This is a genomic window from Deinococcus wulumuqiensis R12 (assembly GCF_011067105.1).
In the GTDB taxonomy this organism is placed as follows: domain Bacteria; phylum Deinococcota; class Deinococci; order Deinococcales; family Deinococcaceae; genus Deinococcus; species Deinococcus wulumuqiensis.
This window is the reverse complement of the sequence record NZ_CP049357.1, coordinates 1,620,674-1,634,796: the sequence shown is the minus strand read 5'-3', so window position 1 is coordinate 1,634,796 and position 14,123 is coordinate 1,620,674. Positions and strand designations below refer to the sequence as shown.

16 protein-coding genes are annotated in these 14,123 nt (G+C 65.8%); 6 read left to right on the top strand and 10 right to left on the bottom strand.

Going from position 1 to position 14,123, the window contains the following annotated elements; all coding sequences use genetic code 11:
- Positions 1-27: 27 nt before the first annotated feature.
- The 7 genes from G6R31_RS07990 to G6R31_RS07960 all read right to left on the bottom strand — a co-directional run bounded on the left by G6R31_RS07990 (position 28) and on the right by G6R31_RS07960 (position 5,487).
- A complete protein-coding gene (locus G6R31_RS07990) occupies positions 28-594 on the bottom strand; it encodes a hypothetical protein (protein ID WP_152423687.1) in 567 nt (188 codons plus the stop codon).
- Positions 595-700: 106 nt separating this feature from the next.
- Positions 701-2,272 (bottom strand): L-glutamate gamma-semialdehyde dehydrogenase, encoded by a 1,572-nt coding sequence (gene pruA / locus G6R31_RS07985; RefSeq protein WP_017870991.1) that lies wholly within the window; start codon positions 2,270-2,272, stop codon positions 701-703.
- 51 nt (positions 2,273-2,323) lie between these two features.
- On the bottom strand, positions 2,324-2,728 hold the full coding sequence (locus tag G6R31_RS07980) for a hypothetical protein (RefSeq protein WP_152423686.1): 405 nt from the start codon (positions 2,726-2,728) through the stop codon (positions 2,324-2,326).
- 61 nt (positions 2,729-2,789) lie between these two features.
- Positions 2,790-3,722, bottom strand: a complete 933-nt coding sequence (locus tag G6R31_RS07975) for a proline dehydrogenase family protein (RefSeq protein ID WP_017870989.1) — start codon at positions 3,720-3,722, stop codon at positions 2,790-2,792.
- On the bottom strand, positions 3,715-4,485 hold the full coding sequence (locus G6R31_RS07970; protein WP_017870988.1) for a GntR family transcriptional regulator: 771 nt from the start codon (positions 4,483-4,485) through the stop codon (positions 3,715-3,717). The genes G6R31_RS07975 and G6R31_RS07970 overlap by 8 nt, the downstream gene beginning before the upstream one ends.
- A 48-nt stretch (positions 4,486-4,533) precedes the next feature.
- Positions 4,534-5,004 (bottom strand): MgtC/SapB family protein, encoded by a 471-nt coding sequence (locus tag G6R31_RS07965; RefSeq protein ID WP_017870987.1) that lies wholly within the window; start codon positions 5,002-5,004, stop codon positions 4,534-4,536.
- Positions 5,005-5,094: 90 nt separating this feature from the next.
- Complete coding sequence (locus G6R31_RS07960; protein ID WP_017870986.1) at positions 5,095-5,487, bottom strand: hypothetical protein; 393 nt, start codon at positions 5,485-5,487, stop codon at positions 5,095-5,097.
- Between the two features lie 107 nt (positions 5,488-5,594).
- Here G6R31_RS07960 and recO point away from each other — a divergent pair, with 107 nt between their 5' ends.
- Complete coding sequence (gene recO / locus G6R31_RS07955; RefSeq protein ID WP_025567660.1) at positions 5,595-6,329, top strand: DNA repair protein RecO; 735 nt, start codon at positions 5,595-5,597, stop codon at positions 6,327-6,329.
- Positions 6,330-6,533: 204 nt separating this feature from the next.
- Here recO and G6R31_RS07950 read toward each other — a convergent pair whose 3' ends face one another.
- Together G6R31_RS07950 and G6R31_RS07945 are read right to left on the bottom strand one after the other, a co-directional pair.
- Entirely contained in the window at positions 6,534-7,415 is an 882-nt protein-coding gene (locus G6R31_RS07950; RefSeq protein WP_017870984.1) for an alpha/beta hydrolase, read from the bottom strand.
- 83 nt (positions 7,416-7,498) lie between these two features.
- Complete coding sequence (locus tag G6R31_RS07945) at positions 7,499-8,227, bottom strand: SDR family oxidoreductase (RefSeq protein WP_017870983.1); 729 nt, start codon at positions 8,225-8,227, stop codon at positions 7,499-7,501.
- A 105-nt stretch (positions 8,228-8,332) separates the two neighbouring features.
- On the opposite strand from G6R31_RS07945, the gene ppgK reads away from it, so the two are divergent.
- From ppgK to rpmE, 4 genes are all read left to right on the top strand, one after another.
- The gene (ppgK, locus tag G6R31_RS07940; RefSeq protein ID WP_017870982.1) at positions 8,333-9,190 is read left to right on the top strand and encodes a polyphosphate--glucose phosphotransferase; all 858 of its coding nucleotides are present in this window, start codon (positions 8,333-8,335) and stop codon (positions 9,188-9,190) included.
- A 138-nt stretch (positions 9,191-9,328) separates the two neighbouring features.
- Positions 9,329-10,063: a sporulation protein gene (locus tag G6R31_RS07935; protein ID WP_017870981.1), complete on the top strand. Its 735-nt coding sequence runs from the start codon at positions 9,329-9,331 to the stop codon at positions 10,061-10,063.
- A gap of 74 nt (positions 10,064-10,137) precedes the next feature.
- The gene (locus tag G6R31_RS07930) at positions 10,138-11,334 is read left to right on the top strand and encodes an amidohydrolase family protein (RefSeq protein WP_017870980.1); all 1,197 of its coding nucleotides are present in this window, start codon (positions 10,138-10,140) and stop codon (positions 11,332-11,334) included.
- A gap of 202 nt (positions 11,335-11,536) precedes the next feature.
- A complete protein-coding gene (rpmE, locus tag G6R31_RS07925; RefSeq protein ID WP_010887471.1) occupies positions 11,537-11,758 on the top strand; it encodes a 50S ribosomal protein L31 in 222 nt (73 codons plus the stop codon).
- Positions 11,759-12,193: 435 nt separating this feature from the next.
- On the opposite strand, the gene G6R31_RS07920 is transcribed toward rpmE, so the two are convergent.
- A complete protein-coding gene (locus G6R31_RS07920) occupies positions 12,194-13,210 on the bottom strand; it encodes a DHH family phosphoesterase (RefSeq protein ID WP_017870979.1) in 1,017 nt (338 codons plus the stop codon).
- Positions 13,211-13,293: 83 nt separating this feature from the next.
- Here G6R31_RS07920 and G6R31_RS07915 point away from each other — a divergent pair, with 83 nt between their 5' ends.
- The gene (locus tag G6R31_RS07915; protein ID WP_017870978.1) at positions 13,294-13,968 is read left to right on the top strand and encodes an HAD family hydrolase; all 675 of its coding nucleotides are present in this window, start codon (positions 13,294-13,296) and stop codon (positions 13,966-13,968) included.
- Positions 13,969-14,123: the final 155 nt, after the last annotated feature.

Here is a 14,123-nt window from a genome sequence, read left to right as displayed (position 1 = left end):
CGCACTGGCCGGGGGTTTCCATCTCCTTCAATTCGTTTTTTTCCCGTTCCAGTCCGTCTTGTGTTTTCCTGTTCGCAGGCTGATGGTCGGCCCCCTACCCTTGTCGTCGCGCAGCAGCAGGAACCATTCGTCTGCGTTGCCGTAGCTGGTGTATTTGGGCGTGTAGGCCAGAGTCAGAAGTGGCCCGCCTGCGGCGTTGCAACGGGCACAGGCAAAGCCGCTCGTTACCTGCGAGTAGTTCAGGTCAGCGACTACTTTTCCCGTTGGGTCGTAAATCACGACAGCGTGCATGGTGCCGTTCTCGCCACCCCAGTTGTCCAGCGTCACGACGTGCCCACGCGGGCCAATCAGGACGCGGGCGGGCGTATTGACCAAGGGATGCTTCCAGAGAGTCTTGAGCGTGCCATCCGCCTGAAGTTGAAACAATTCGCCCCAGCTTTCCTTGGCACTTGAGCCTCCCACCGCTTTCGGGAGGAACTTGAAACCGTAGTTGCCATAATCGGTAGCGACCAGCATAGGCGTAGGCTTGACCCAAGAAGTGGCCGCCGCTACAGGAGAGAGAGCGGCGAGGAGGGTGAGAGCAAATCGGCGCATAGGACAAGGTTACTTTTACACCATGACGAAAAAATGATTTGAAAAAGCCCCCAGCTTCTGCGCCAGGGGCCAAATCTTTTATCCATCACCCATCATCTATCATCCATCACCATCTTTCCGTCACCGTCTTGAGCTGCATGAAGTTCGCCAGGTAATCCGGCCCACCCGCCTTGCTGTCGGTGCCGCTCATGTTGTAGCCGCCGAAAGGCTGCACGCCCACAATCGCGCCCGTAATCTTGCGGTTGAAGTACAGGTTGCCCACTTCAAACTCGGCGCGGGCCTGTTCCAGACGTTCGCGGGAGCTGCTGCACACGCCGCCGGTCAGCCCGTACTCGGTGGAGTTGGCGATGTCGAGCGCGTCCTGCCAGTCTTTGGCCCGCAGCACGGCGACCACTGGCCCGAAGATTTCTTCCTGCGCCATGCGCGAGTCGCGCTGCACGTCGCCCACGATGGTCGGCTGAATGTAGTAGCCCTGCTTGCCGTTCGCTTCGCCGGGGGCCTCGCCGCCCAGCAGCACTTTGCCTTCCTGCGGGGCCAGTTCCAGATAGCCCTTGATTTTGTTGAAGCTCATCTGGTTCACCACGGCGGTCACGTTGGCGTTTTCCTCGCCCGTCCCTATCTTGAGGGCTTTAGCGCGTTCCACGAAGCCGCTGACCACTTCGTCGTACACGCTGTCCACCACGATCAGGCGGCTCATGGCGCTGCACTTCTGGCCGTTGAAGCCGAACGCGCCCTGCGTGGCAGCGGTAATCGCGTTTTCGATGTCGGCGGTTTCGTCCACGATCAGGCCGTCTTTGCCGCCGAGTTCCATGATGACGCGCTTGATCCACTTCTGACCGGGCTGCACCTTCGCGGCCACCTCGTTGATGTGCAGGCCCACGGCGCGGCTGCCCGTGAAGGTGATGAAGCGGGTTTTGGCGTGGTTGACGAGATATTCGCCCACTTCCTTGCCGACGCCGGGCAGGAATTGCAACACGCCCGCAGGCAGGCCCGCCTCGCGCATGATGTCCACCATGAAGCCCGCGATGAGGCCCGCGTCTTCGGCAGGCTTCACAATCACGCAGTTGCCCGCCACGATGGGAGCCGCCGCCATGCCGATGAAGATGGCGCACGGGAAGTTCCAGGGGCTGATGCTCACGCCCACGCCGAGCGGAATGCTCATCAGGCCGTTTTCTTCGCCCTCGAACCAGGTGGTTTCGCTGCTGCCGAAGCCCGCGTACTTCATGGCCGAGCGGGCGTAGTACTCCAGAAAGTCGATCGCTTCGGCCACTTCCACGTCGGCCTCAGCGTAGTTCTTGCCCACCTCGATGCTCATCAGGGCGCAGGCTTCCAGGCGGCGGCGCTTCAGAATCGCGGCGGCCTTCAGCAGAATGCGGGCGCGGGCGTCCATGTCCCACTTCTTCCACGACTCGAACGCCTTCCACGCGCCTTGCAGGGCATTTTCCGCATCCTGAATGGTGGCCTTGGCGGTGGTGCCGACCACTTCGGCGGTGTCGCAGGGGTTGATGCTGGTCAGCTTCCCTTCGGTGTCCACTTCCTTGCCGTCGATGATGAGGGGGTAATGCTTGCCGACCAGTTCCTTACGAACTTTGGCGAGGGCTTCCTGGTAAGCCTTGACGTTCTCTTCTTTGGTGAAGTCGGTGAAGGACTGGGGGCGGTATTCTTGAACTTTGATCATGGTGTTTTCCTCCGTGAAGGTCTAAGTGTCTAAGAGTCGAAGGGTCTAAGGCTAAATTTCGGATACGTTACATACGGAAAAGTGACATGAGAACATACGACAGGTGGCGACTGTCCTTCTTTTATCTTTTTCAAAGAAGTAGCCTGCTCCCAGTTGTTCTACAAACTGCCAGCCTTGATTCAGAATCAAAGACTGAATCTGCTTGGCATCTTTCAGTAAGTATCTTCCGCCTGTACCACCTGTTTGAAAATGCTTTGGCTTGCCAGTGAAATAAACGGCAGGCGCAGCAGCAAACAATTCACCTGCTTTCGGTTCTTGCTTCTGAAGCGCCGAGGCATTCAGCCCCAGCCAGAGCAGCGGCCAGAAGGCGTAGACGAGGGCGAAACCCAGAGGGACAGGCCAGAAACGGAGGAGGCTGTTCTGATGCTGGCTTTGCATTGACTTCTCCTCGCTCATGTCCAAAGGCCAAACCTTAGACGCTTAGACTCTTTGACCCTTAGACACGCCGCAGGCGCACTCAACCCTTCAGCATCCCCCGCGCCACGAACATCGCATTTCGCGGCGTTTCGGCAATCCTCCGGCTGAAGTAGGCGTACCAGTCGCGCCCGTAGGGAATGTAGGCGCGGACGCGGTAGCCCTCGGCGGCGAGGCTCTTTTGCAGGTCGCGCCGGATGCCGTAGAGCATCTGGAACTCGAACTGGTCTTTGGAAATCCCATGCGCCAGCACGAAGCGTTTTACGTCGTCGATGATTTTTTCGTCGTGCGTGGCGACGTTGCAGTAATTCCCGGCCTTCAGGTGCGCGTACACCAGGCGGCGGTAATTCTGGTCGACGTCGGCCTTGTCGGGGTAGGCCACCGTTTCGGGTTCCAGATATGCGCCCTTCACCATGCGGATGTTGGGCCTCAGGTCGTCCAGGCTCTCGCGGTCTTTCAGGCTGCGGTACAGGTAGCTCTGGAGCACCGTGCCCACGTGCTCTGCGCCGAATTCGCCCACCAGCACGCGGAACTGCTCCAGCGTGATGTCGGTGCGCGGGTGGTCTTCCATGTCCAGGCACACGAAACCGCCGTATTCCTTCGCCTTGCCGATGATGCGCCGGGCGTTTTTCAGGCCCAGATCGGTGCCACCGTCGTCTTTGCCCTGGCCCACGCTGCTCAGCTTGACGCTGACGTAAGGCTTGATTCCGGCGGCGTGCGCGGCGTCGATCAGCTTGAGCACGTTGTCGGCAAAGGCGGTGCAGTCGGCGGGCGACTCGATGAACTCGCCCAGCAGGTCGAGGTTACCCTGAATGCCGTCCTTTTGCAGTTCCAGTACGGCGCTGATGGCACTCTGGATGTCCTCACCTGCCACGAACCGCTGGGCGAGAGGCCACATCTTGTCGCGGGCCAGTTTTTCCACCTGCGGGCGTTCGGCGACGGTCAGGACGGCTTTGCGGTAAAGCTGGTCAATCATGGGTGCTCTCCAGAAAGGGGCCAGAAGGCGATGAAGGAGGGGAAGAAGAGGGCGGGGCAGCCGGAACGAGTCCCGGAGGGGCGGGGCCTCGCGGGGACGGGGCGCCGAGCAGTTCCCCCAGCACCATCTCCCCGAAGGTGCGAACGTGCTGCCGGGCGGCGGCCCGCGCCGCGTCCGCGTCACGCCGCAGCACGGCGTCCAGAATCGCCCCGTGCTGCTCGGCGGTTTCGGGCCGGGCGTTGTAGGTGCGCGTCCGGTGCTTGATGAGGGCCACCCGCTGTTCCAGGTCACGCGCGAGGTCGGTCAGGGCGGCGTTGTGCGCGGCCTGGGTGATGGCGCGGTGAAACGCGAGGTCGAGCCGGGTCTGCTCGCGGTAGTCCTCGCCCTGCACGGCATTGAGTGCCCCCAGCGCGGCACGCAGGGCGCGGGCGTCGGCGGGGGTGTGCTGCGCGGCGGCCAGAGCAGCGGCCAGCCCGTCGAGTTCCTCGCGCACGGTGTAGGTGTCGCGGGCCTCCTCGGCGCTCAGTGTTCGCACCCGCACGCCCTTGTTGGCCTCGGCCACCAGCAGCCCGTCCTGAGTCAGCCGCATGAGCGCCTCGCGGATAGGGGTGCGGCTGACCCCCAACTGCTGCCCGAGTTCCACCTCGCCCAGCCGCTCACCGGGGGTAAATTCACCGTCCAGCACGGCGCGGCGCAGGTGCTGGTACACACCTTCGCGCACGAGGCCGGGCCTCTCGAAACTGGGCCGCTGGAAGTCGGTCATCTGTGGATATTGTATACAATTCCCACGCGCAGAAGGTGACGGCAGGCGTCAGTCTTTCGGAGCCTGAGTGCCGCCAACGTGCTCCGAGAGGCGTCCCAGCGGTCCCAGCGTCAGCAAAAACAGCAGCGTGGCGCCCGTCGCCAGCACGTACAGGTGCAGGCCGCACGCCACGCCCACGGCGGCGGTCGCCAGCAGTCCGGCGGCGGTGGTCAGGCCCTTGGCCTGATGGCCGGCCTTGCTGGAAAAGATGGCGCCCGCCCCCAGAAAGCTCACGCCGCTGACCACCGCGCCGAGCACCCCGATGATGTCGAAGCGCACCTGGTCGTCCTGCTGGGCGAAGGTGGTGACCAGCGTTTCGCTGAGCACGATGAACAGCGCCGCACTGACCCCCACCAGAATGTGGGTGCGCAGGCCCGCGCTGCGGCTGCGCTGCTCGCGTTCCCAGCCGATGAGTCCGCTCAGGACGAAAGCCGCCAGCAGGCCCTGCATCAGTTTCAATTCGGTCCAGACGGCTTCCACTCGCTCAGGCTAGGGGAGCGGCCCGGCGAATGTCATGGGAATGTCAGGTCCAAGGATTTACCGTTGGCGTAGGTACCTTCCTGCTCCAGCTCACTCCGCGTAGATGTTTTCGATGGGGAAGATGTGGTCGGCCAGGGCTTCCAACCCACGCTGCCCGGCCCGCTGCTGGCAGCCCTCGGTGGGCGTACACAGGGTGACGTAACGGGTGCGGCGGGCGCCGACCACCACGCGGTAAATCTGCGCCTCGCTGCGGCTGCGGGTGTGGTGGCACAGGTCGCAGTGCAGGGCCGTGGTGCCTTTCTGGGCAATCGGGGTGAATTCGGCCAGCTGGTCGCCGTGCACCAGCGCCAGCCGCCCGTCGGCCACCGGGTACAGCCCCAGCGTGGGCGGGGCGCTGAGTGGGCGCTCGCCGAACATCTCGCGGTACGACTCGGGAAACAGTTCGCGCAGCAGCTCGGCGGCAGTGTGGGCCTTGTCGCTCATCCGTTCGAGTGTAGAGGCAAGCGGACGGGAGCAATGTGGCGGCGTTCAGAGGCGGCAAGATTTCGCTGCTGACAGAAAAAACCCTTTTCTTTGCTATACTCCCCCTTATGCGCTCCCGCACCGCCAACCGCAGCGGCATCGTCATTCGCCGCCGGGTGACGCCCGCCGGAGACATCATCGTGACCCTCCTGACCCCACAGGGCAAGCTCAAAGCTGTGGCGCGGGGCGGGGTCAAGGGACCGCTCAGCAGCAGCCTCAACCTCTTTCACCATGTCGGCGTGCAGGTCTACCAGGGGCCGCACAACGACCTCGCCAGCGTAAAACAGGCCGTGCTCGAAGGCGCGTTGCCCACGCTGGCCGAGCCGGAGCGCTACGCCTTCGCGCACCTGATGGCCGAGTTCGCCGACGCGCTGTTTCAGGAAGGCGAATTTTCCGAGCAGGCCTTCGACCTCTTTGCCGCCTCGCTGCGTGGCGTCGCCCATCAGCCCGACCCCGAGTGGGTGGCGCTGGTCATGAGTTACAAGCTGCTGGGGCTGGCCGGGGTCATTCCCCAGACCGCCCGCTGCGCCCGTTGCGGAGCGCCGGAGCCGCAGCACCCCGACCCCCTCGGCGGGCAGCTCCTGTGCGGCAAGTGCGCGGCCTTGCCTCCCCACCCGCCCGCCGTCCTCGATTTTCTGCGAAACGCCGTGCGCCGCACCGTGCGGGCCAATTTCGAGCAGCCGGTGCCGGTGGCCGAGCGCCCTCAGCTGTGGCGGGCGCTGGAAAAGTTCGTTTCGGTGCAGATCGGCGGCGTGCAGAGCTGGCGGCAACTGGTGCCGAGCGGCGTGCCGGTGGTGGGCTGAACTCTGCCTCATGCCAGGACGGCGCCCGGTCACGGCCTCAGTGGGCCGTTATACGGATTCTGCTTAATTCCTGCACAGTCGGGAAAGCGCCGCCTGTGCATCCATATCGCAGAATCCGTATTTTTTCCTACTCGCATCCGCTCTGCTGCGCAGCTTTGCAAGTCGGATTGAATCTGAAACGACCAGATTCAATCGGAATCCGTATTACTTCAGGCGCCGGGCCTCCACGAACCGGATGAGTTCGGCCCGCGTGCCGCCCAGCCACGTCAGGTTGCGCGCCACCGCGCCGATGACGGTGACGTGGTTCAGGCGCGGCAACACCACGCGCTGCACCGGAATCCCGGCTTTTTTCAGCGCCGCTTCCATGTTCAGGGCGTTTTGCGGGTGAACGGTGGTGTCCTTCTCCGCGACCAGCAGCAGGTGCGGCGGCGCGTCGGGGCGAATGTGGCGGTCGGGCATGATGTCCCCCGGGTCGCCGCCCTCGGGAAAGGCCACCCGGCTCTGATACTGCCGGAAATCGTAGGAGTACGGCCCGGCGATGCCGATGACCCCGCGAATGCTCGACACCGGCACGTTCACCTCGGCCAGCCAGCGGGCGTTGTCCACCAGTTCTGCGGCGTTGAAGCCGCCCGCCGAGTGCCCGCTGACAAACAGGTTTTCAGGACTGCCCCCGAACTCCCGCGCATGGTCGCGCAGCCATTTCAGCGCGGCGGCCCCGTCCTGCACATAGCTGGGGTAGCGGTGCTGCGGCGCGAGGCGGTAGTTCATCACCCCGACCACGTACCCGGCGCGGGCCAGCGACTCCCCGACGAAGGCGTGCCCCGACTTGTCGCCGCCCTGCCACGACCCGCCGTGAATAAAGAGGAGGGTGGGGGCGTTGCGGGCGTCTTTCGGGGCGTACACGTCGAGTCTGTTCCGCGCGTCGGGGCCGTAGCGCTGGTCGAGAACGACCCTCAGGCCGCGCGTGGAATTGGTGGCGTTGACGGCGTTTTGCACCCGCTCGCCCGAGCACGCGCTCAGGGTCAGGGTGACGGCGGCGGCTCCGGCCCCCAGCAGGGCGAGGCGGCGAACAGGAAAACGGCTCATGAAAACGATGGTAGGCCCCCCTAGGTACGGCGAGAGGGTGAAGGGGCACGTTGTCACGGGGAGGCGTCACGGGCAAGCAGGCTTCAGATGCTCCAGCCGCCGTCCACCAGCAGTTCCTGGCCGTTGATATACCCGGCCTCGTTCGTCGCCAGAAAAGCAATCGCGGCGGCGACCTCGCCCGGCTCACCGAAGCGCCGCGCCGGAATCCTGCTCCTGAGTTTGTCGGCCTCGGCGGGGTCGGCGTGCAGCTTTTGCAGCCGCTCGGTGGCGGTGTAGCCGGGGGCGACGGTGTTGCAGGTCACGCCGTCGGCGGCCACTTCCAGCGCCAGCGTGCGCAGGTGGTTGGTCACGGCGGCCCGCAGCGCGTTGCTCACGGGCAGATTCAGTGCGGGCCGCCCCACCGTCAGGCTGGTAATGGCGATGATTCGGCCCCAGCGCCGCTCGCGCATGCCCGGCAGGACGGCGCCGACCAGCCGGGTGGTGCTCAGAAAGGTGGTCTGGAAGCCCTGTTCCCAGGCGGCCTCGCTGACTTCGCTCGGCAGCGAGGGGGGCGGCCCGCCGGCGTTGCTGACCAGGATGTCTGGCTGCCCGGCGGCGTCCACGGCGACCCGCACCCCTTCGGGCGTACTCACGTCGGCCACCACCCAGGCCGCGCCGATAGAGTCGGCGGCCTGCCGCAGCGCTTCCTCGCCCCGCGCCGCCAGCGTCACTTCGGCCCCCAGTTCACGCAGTTGCCGCGCCGCCGCGAAACCGATGCCTTTGCTGCCGCCCGTCACCAGGGCGCGTTTGCCGTCCAGCCGAAACAGGGTCATGGAGAAAGTGTACCGGCCCTGCCCAGGCGTCAGCCCCTCGACCTTTCGACCTCCCTGCTCTCTCCTGACACATTCCCCGGTCGCGGCCCCTATGCTGACAGGGTTATGACAGTCATTCTGGGCATCGACATCGGCGGCAGCGGCATCAAGGGGGCGCCCGTGAACACCGACACGGGCGAGTTGACAGCCGAGCGCTGCCGCATCCCCACTCCGGCGGGGGCCAAACCCGAGGACGTGAAGGGAGTGGTCCGGCAACTCGTCGAGCATTTCGGGCTGGAAGGGCCGGTCGGCGTGACCTTTCCCGGCATCGTGCAGGGGGGCCGCACCCTCAGCGCCGCCAACGTGGACGCGGGCTGGATCGGCCTTGACGCCGACGACCTGTTGACCCAGGCCACGGGCCGGGAGGTGCATCTCCTCAACGACGCCGACGCTGCCGGACTGGCCGAGGCGAGGTTCGGGGCGGGCCGGGACGTGCGCGGCACGGTGCTGGTCCTGACCTTCGGCACCGGCATCGGCAGCGCCCTGATTCGCGACGGCGAACTGATTCCCAACGCCGAACTCGGGCATCTGTGGCTGCGGTCCAAGCACGCCGAGTCCTGGGCGTCGGACCGCGCCCGCGAGCGCGACGACCTGAACTGGAAACAGTGGGCGGGCCGGGTCAGCAAGTACCTCCAGCACCTCGAACTGCTGTTCTCGCCCGACCTGTTCATCATCGGCGGCGGGGTCAGCCGCAAAGCCGACAAATGGCTGCCGCACCTTCAGCTCACCCGCAGCCGCGCCGTGCCCGCCGCCCTGCAAAACGAAGCGGGCATCGTCGGGGCCGCCATGCTTGCCGCCTCCGCCGGGCAGGAGCAGGCCGCCAGCGCGGGTGCCAGCACGGGTGAAGGCGTCGCGGGCGGGGCGCCGCGCGGTCCTGCCGCCAGAAAGCCTGCGGAAGGAAAAGCGAAAGCCGGGAAGAAGTAGCGCCTCCGGGCATGTCCTGGAAAACGGCGCTGGCCGCGTGTCCCCCTTCCCGGTGAAGGGGGGGCCGGTCAAGGGGGGGCCGGTGAAGGGGGGGTTTGCAGTGAGGAACCTTTTCTATCCATCGTCCGTACTGCAGACATGGGCTTTTTCAAGAAGATGATGGCGGCGGTCGGTGTCGGTGCGGCCCGCGTGGACGCTCGGCTGCACCGGAATGCGGTGCGGGTGGGCGACGAGCTTCAGGGCGTGGTCGTCGTGACCGGCGGCAGCGTGGAGCAGCGTATCGAGCGCCTCAACCTCGGTCTGACCACCCGTTTCCGGGGGGACGACGAGTACGTGGTGCACACCCTGTTTTCGCTGCCGGTGGTCAGTGGGTTCGACATTCGCCCCGGCGAGGTGCGCGAGTTTCCCTTCCGCCTGCCGGTGCCGCAGGGCACGCCGCTGACCGTGCGCGGCACCGACGTGTGGCTGGTCACCGACGCCGATATCGCGGGTGGCGTGGACCCCGGCGACACCGACCCGGTGCAGGTTCTCCCCGACGCGGCCAGAGGCACGGTCATCGAGGCGGCGCAGCGCCTGGGCTTTGTCCTCAGCGGCAGTGAGGTCGAGTTCCACCGGGGCCATCTGGTGCAGGAACTCAGCTTTCGCCCGCCCTCCGGCCAGTACCGCCTGACCGAACTCGAACTGCTGATGCTGCCCGCGCACGGCGGCCTGGACGTGATTCTGGAGGTGGACCGCCGCGCCACCGGCATGGCGAGCCTGTTCACCAGCGAGTTCGAGACGAAGGGCCGCTGGTTCGTGCCCGACGCGCAACTCGCGCAGGGGCCGGACCTCCTGGCGCACGAGCTGGCCGAGCGCGTTCGCCGCCTGTCGTAACCGCCGCCTCTCGTAACTCAGGAAAGCAGGGGTCAGGAAAACAGGGGAAGGGGCCGGGCGCTAGCATCGGCCCCATGACCTTGCCTGAAGCCGACGCCCTGACCCCCCGCCTGCTCACCTGTGACGTGCTGTACACCGGTCTGGGCGGGGGACAGTCGCCGGGAGGCGTGGTCGTGGTGGGGGAGACGGTGGCGGCCACCGGGCACCCCGACGAGCTGCGCCGCCAGTACCCCCACGCCCGTGAGGAACGGGCCGGAGAGGTCATCGCGCCGCCGCCCGTCAACGCCCATACCCACCTCGACATGAGCGCCTACGAGTTCCGGGCGCTGCCGTATTTCCAGTGGATTCCCGAGGTCGTCATCCGGGGGCGGCACCTGCGCGGCGCGGCGGCGGCCCAGGCGGGGGCCGACACCCTGACTCGCCTCGGTGCAGGCGGCGCAGGCGACATCGTGTGGTCGCCCGACGTGATGGACGCGCTGCTGGCCCGTGAGGACCTTCAGGGCACCCTCTATTTCGAGGTGCTCGGTCCTTTTCCCGAGCAGGCCGACGAGGTGTTTGCCGGGGCACGGCGTCACCTGGAGCGCTGGCGGCGGCTGGAGCGTCCGGGCCTGCGGCTGGGGGTGTCGCCGCACACGCCGTTTACCGTCAGTCACCGGCTGATGCGCCTGCTCAGCGAGTACGCGCTCGGTGAGGGGCTGCCTCTGCAAATCCATGTGGCCGAACATCCCAGCGAACCCGAACTGTTCCGCACCGGCGCGGGGCCGCTGTGGGAGAACCGGATGCCCGCGCTCTACCCGCCTGCCTTTGCCCAGGTCATCGGGCGCGAGCCGCACGCGGAGCTGACCCCGGTGCGTTACCTTGACGAACTGGGCGTGCTGGCGGCGCGGCCCACCCTGATTCACATGGTCAACGTGACCCAGGACGATATCGCCCGGGTCGCGCGCGCGGGGTGCGCGGTGGTGACGTGTCCGCGCAGCAACCGGCACCTCGAATGCGGCACCTTCGACTGGCCGGCCTTCGCCGCCGCCGGGGTCGAAGTCGCGCTGGGCACCGACTCGGTGGCGAGCGGTGAAAGCCTCGACGTGCGCGAGGAAGTGGCCTTTGCCCGGCAGCTCTACCCGCAGCTCGACCCCCGCGTCATCGTGCGGGCGGCGGTCAAGGGCGGGCACCGCGTGGTCGGCGGGCGGGTGCCGTTTCTCCGGCGGGGGGAAAGCTGGCAGGCGAGCCATGTCTGGCCCTCTGCCGGGCAGCCCCCCTTTGCAGGCTCGTGACTGGCCTTGACCCCCGGCGGATGAACTGTCCCGCCGAGCTTTGAGCCTCAAGGCCGACTACGCGGCGAGGTGGCGGGCGAACAATCCATCCGCGCGACGCCCTGAAAACCGTGCTGGGTCAGTAAGCGGTGGGCGGGGAAGGTGTGCTATGCTGTTGCGGTTGTCCCGCTACGCACAGTGACGTGGCAAAAGGAGTAAGAACATGCAAAAAGACCTGCACCCCAAGGCCGTGCCCTGCAAGATCATCTACCAGGGCCAAGTCGTGATGGAAACCATGAGCACCCGTCCCGAGATTCACGTGGACGTGTGGAGCGGCGTGCACCCCTTCTGGACCGGCGAAGAGCGCTTCCTCGACACCGAAGGCCGCGTGGACAAGTTCAACAAGCGCTTCGGCGACAGCTACCGCCGCGGCAGCAAGAAGTAATACCTGTTGCGGTTTTATCGCTACGTTTTAGCGATAAAACCCGAGCACAGCGAGAAGCAAAAAATACGTGCTGCGGGAGATGGACTAATACGGATTCCGCTTAATTCCTGCACAGTCGGGAAAGCGCCGCCTGTGCATCCATATCGCAGAATCCGTATTTTTTCCTACTCGCATCCGCTCGGATTGAATCTGAAACTACCAGATTCAATCGGAATCCGTATAAAATCCAGTGCCTTTCTGGATTTTGGGGAATTGGACGCAGTACGTACAAGGCCCGAACGTTTTTCTCAAGTCGCCCTGCCCATCCGGTGGGGCGGCTTTTTTGTGGTTCTTGCATAGGTCGCTGTTTGAACGCCCTGGCAGACACAGCTCGGAGAGAAGGGGAGACGCGCTGCTCTGGCCCGTCTCCCCCCTTTTAAAGTGTGCGCTTCGGGTTCAGGCCGTGGGTTCTACGGCGTCCACCTGCGCCAGTTCGGCTTCGATGGCGGCGTCCAGCGCGGCGCGGGCCGCCGGATAGGAGCCGACGAAGGTCGCGCCAGCGGCGGGCACGTGACCGCCACCCCCCAGCGCCACCGCCACGTTCTGGGCGCTGACCGGGCCGCGTGAGCGCAGCGAGAACTTGACGCGGTCGCCGTAGTCTTTCGCCATCACGGCGAGCTGGGCGCCCTCGGCGTTGCGCAGCATGTTGACGTAGTTGTCGACCTGTTCCCAGGTGGCGCCGGCGCGGGCCAGCATTTCCTCGTCCACCCGGGTCTGCACGACGCGGCCATCATGCAGGAATTCCAGCGTGCCCAGCACCTCGCGCAGCAGCAGGTAGTACGAACGCGGGTTTTGCCGCATCTGGTCGTTGAGCCAGCCGAGCCGCGCCCCCCGTTCGCGCAGCCGCGCCGCGCATGCGAAGGTCTCGGCACTGACCGAATCGAAGGCGAAGTTGCCGGTGTCGGTGTTCAGCCCCAGCATCAGCGCGGTGGCGATGTCCGGGTTCCAGGGCGTGCCGAGCGCGTCCACCACGTCCGCGACCATCATGGCGGCGGCGGGTTTGCTGGGGTCCACCACTCCGGCGTCGGCGCGGCGCAGGTTGGTGCCGTGGTGGTCCACATTGACCACCGGGCCGCTGAAGGTGCTCAGGTCGGCGCCCGCCACCCGCGCCGGGTCGTTGTTGTCCACGTCGAGGACGGCGACCAGCGCGTGAGCGGGCCACTCGGTCAGCGGCTCGCTGAGTTCGCCGGGTTGCGGCAGAAACTGAAGGTAACGCGGCACCGTCATCGGCGCCAGCACCGTCTTGCCCAGGGTCCGCAGTGCCCGGGTCAGCCCCAGCACACTGCCGAGGGCGTCTCCGTCGGGGTTTTCGTGCGACAGGACCACAATCGGCCCGGTGTGGGCCAGGAGGGCGTCGGCCACGGCCCGAATGTCCCGCTGGTAATCGGGAGTTGCGGAGTTCTCGGCGGTCATCGCCCCCGAGTATAGGTCGGGGCACTCTGTACAGTCTGCACAGCCGCTGGGGGCATTGGGGGGGTGGGGGGCACAATGGCCCCATGAGTGTTTCCGAAAATTTTCCGTCCCCGGTCCCTTCCACGTCTGAGGAAACGGCGGCGCCTGCCCTGGGCACGCGGCACGTCGCGTTCGACTGGGGCGGCGTCTTTACGGTCGGCACCTTCGACGGACGCAGCACCCAGAACGTGGCCGAGCGCAGCGGCGTGGCCGTGGAAAAGGTCCGTGAAAGCTACTTCCGCCACGTCCGGCAACTGGAGGTCGGCGCGTGGAGCCTGCCGCAGTTCTGGGAGGTCGTGGGGCACGAGACCGGCGTGCAACTGCCTTACCCCGAGTTCGAGGCGCTGTACCTGGGCAGCATCCATGACCATGAGCCGATGTACACCACCCTCGCCGCTCTGCCGCGCAGCGTGCGGGTGGGCCTGCTGAGCAACAATTATCCGGTCGTCAGCGACCACCTGGGACGTGACCCGCGTTTTGCCCGCTTCGACGCGCTGGTGTTCTCCAACGAAATCGGCCACAAGAAGCCCGTGCCCGAAGCCTTCGCCGCGCTGGAGCGCGAGATGAAGGTGCCCGCCGCGCAGGTCGCCTTCGTGGACGACGTGCAGGAGAACATCGACGCCGCCCGTGCGTTCGGATTTCACGGCATTCTCTATCACCACGAGGCGCACGAGGCCTTCGAGCACGAACTGCGGGCGTGGCTGAGCGGGGCGGACTAAGAACGCAGGAGACCGTTTTCCGACCTCCCTGAGGAAAAATTCCTTCCCGGAGAAGGCCAGGAGTGCCCGGCCAAAGCGTGGGCCGGGCCGCTGCTGGCTCCGCCCATGTTCTATGGGGGTGGTGTACTTCTCGAAGTGGTGTACTTCTGTCCGTC

Coding starts and splice junctions, on each gene's coding strand:
- G6R31_RS07990 (WP_152423687.1), bottom strand. CDS start 594: ATGCGCCGATTTGCTCTCACCCTCCTCGCCGCTCTCTCTCCTGTAGCG.
- pruA (WP_017870991.1), bottom strand. CDS start 2,272: ATGATCAAAGTTCAAGAATACCGCCCCCAGTCCTTCACCGACTTCACC.
- G6R31_RS07980 (WP_152423686.1), bottom strand. CDS start 2,728: ATGAGCGAGGAGAAGTCAATGCAAAGCCAGCATCAGAACAGCCTCCTC.
- G6R31_RS07975 (WP_017870989.1), bottom strand. CDS start 3,722: ATGATTGACCAGCTTTACCGCAAAGCCGTCCTGACCGTCGCCGAACGC.
- G6R31_RS07970 (WP_017870988.1), bottom strand. CDS start 4,485: ATGACCGACTTCCAGCGGCCCAGTTTCGAGAGGCCCGGCCTCGTGCGC.
- G6R31_RS07960 (WP_017870986.1), bottom strand. CDS start 5,487: ATGAGCGACAAGGCCCACACTGCCGCCGAGCTGCTGCGCGAACTGTTT.
- recO (WP_025567660.1), top strand. CDS start 5,595: ATGCGCTCCCGCACCGCCAACCGCAGCGGCATCGTCATTCGCCGCCGG.
- G6R31_RS07950 (WP_017870984.1), bottom strand. CDS start 7,415: ATGAGCCGTTTTCCTGTTCGCCGCCTCGCCCTGCTGGGGGCCGGAGCC.
- G6R31_RS07945 (WP_017870983.1), bottom strand. CDS start 8,227: ATGACCCTGTTTCGGCTGGACGGCAAACGCGCCCTGGTGACGGGCGGC.
- ppgK (WP_017870982.1), top strand. CDS start 8,333: ATGACAGTCATTCTGGGCATCGACATCGGCGGCAGCGGCATCAAGGGG.
- G6R31_RS07935 (WP_017870981.1), top strand. CDS start 9,329: ATGGGCTTTTTCAAGAAGATGATGGCGGCGGTCGGTGTCGGTGCGGCC.
- G6R31_RS07930 (WP_017870980.1), top strand. CDS start 10,138: ATGACCTTGCCTGAAGCCGACGCCCTGACCCCCCGCCTGCTCACCTGT.
- rpmE (WP_010887471.1), top strand. CDS start 11,537: ATGCAAAAAGACCTGCACCCCAAGGCCGTGCCCTGCAAGATCATCTAC.
- G6R31_RS07920 (WP_017870979.1), bottom strand. CDS start 13,210: ATGACCGCCGAGAACTCCGCAACTCCCGATTACCAGCGGGACATTCGG.
- G6R31_RS07915 (WP_017870978.1), top strand. CDS start 13,294: ATGAGTGTTTCCGAAAATTTTCCGTCCCCGGTCCCTTCCACGTCTGAG.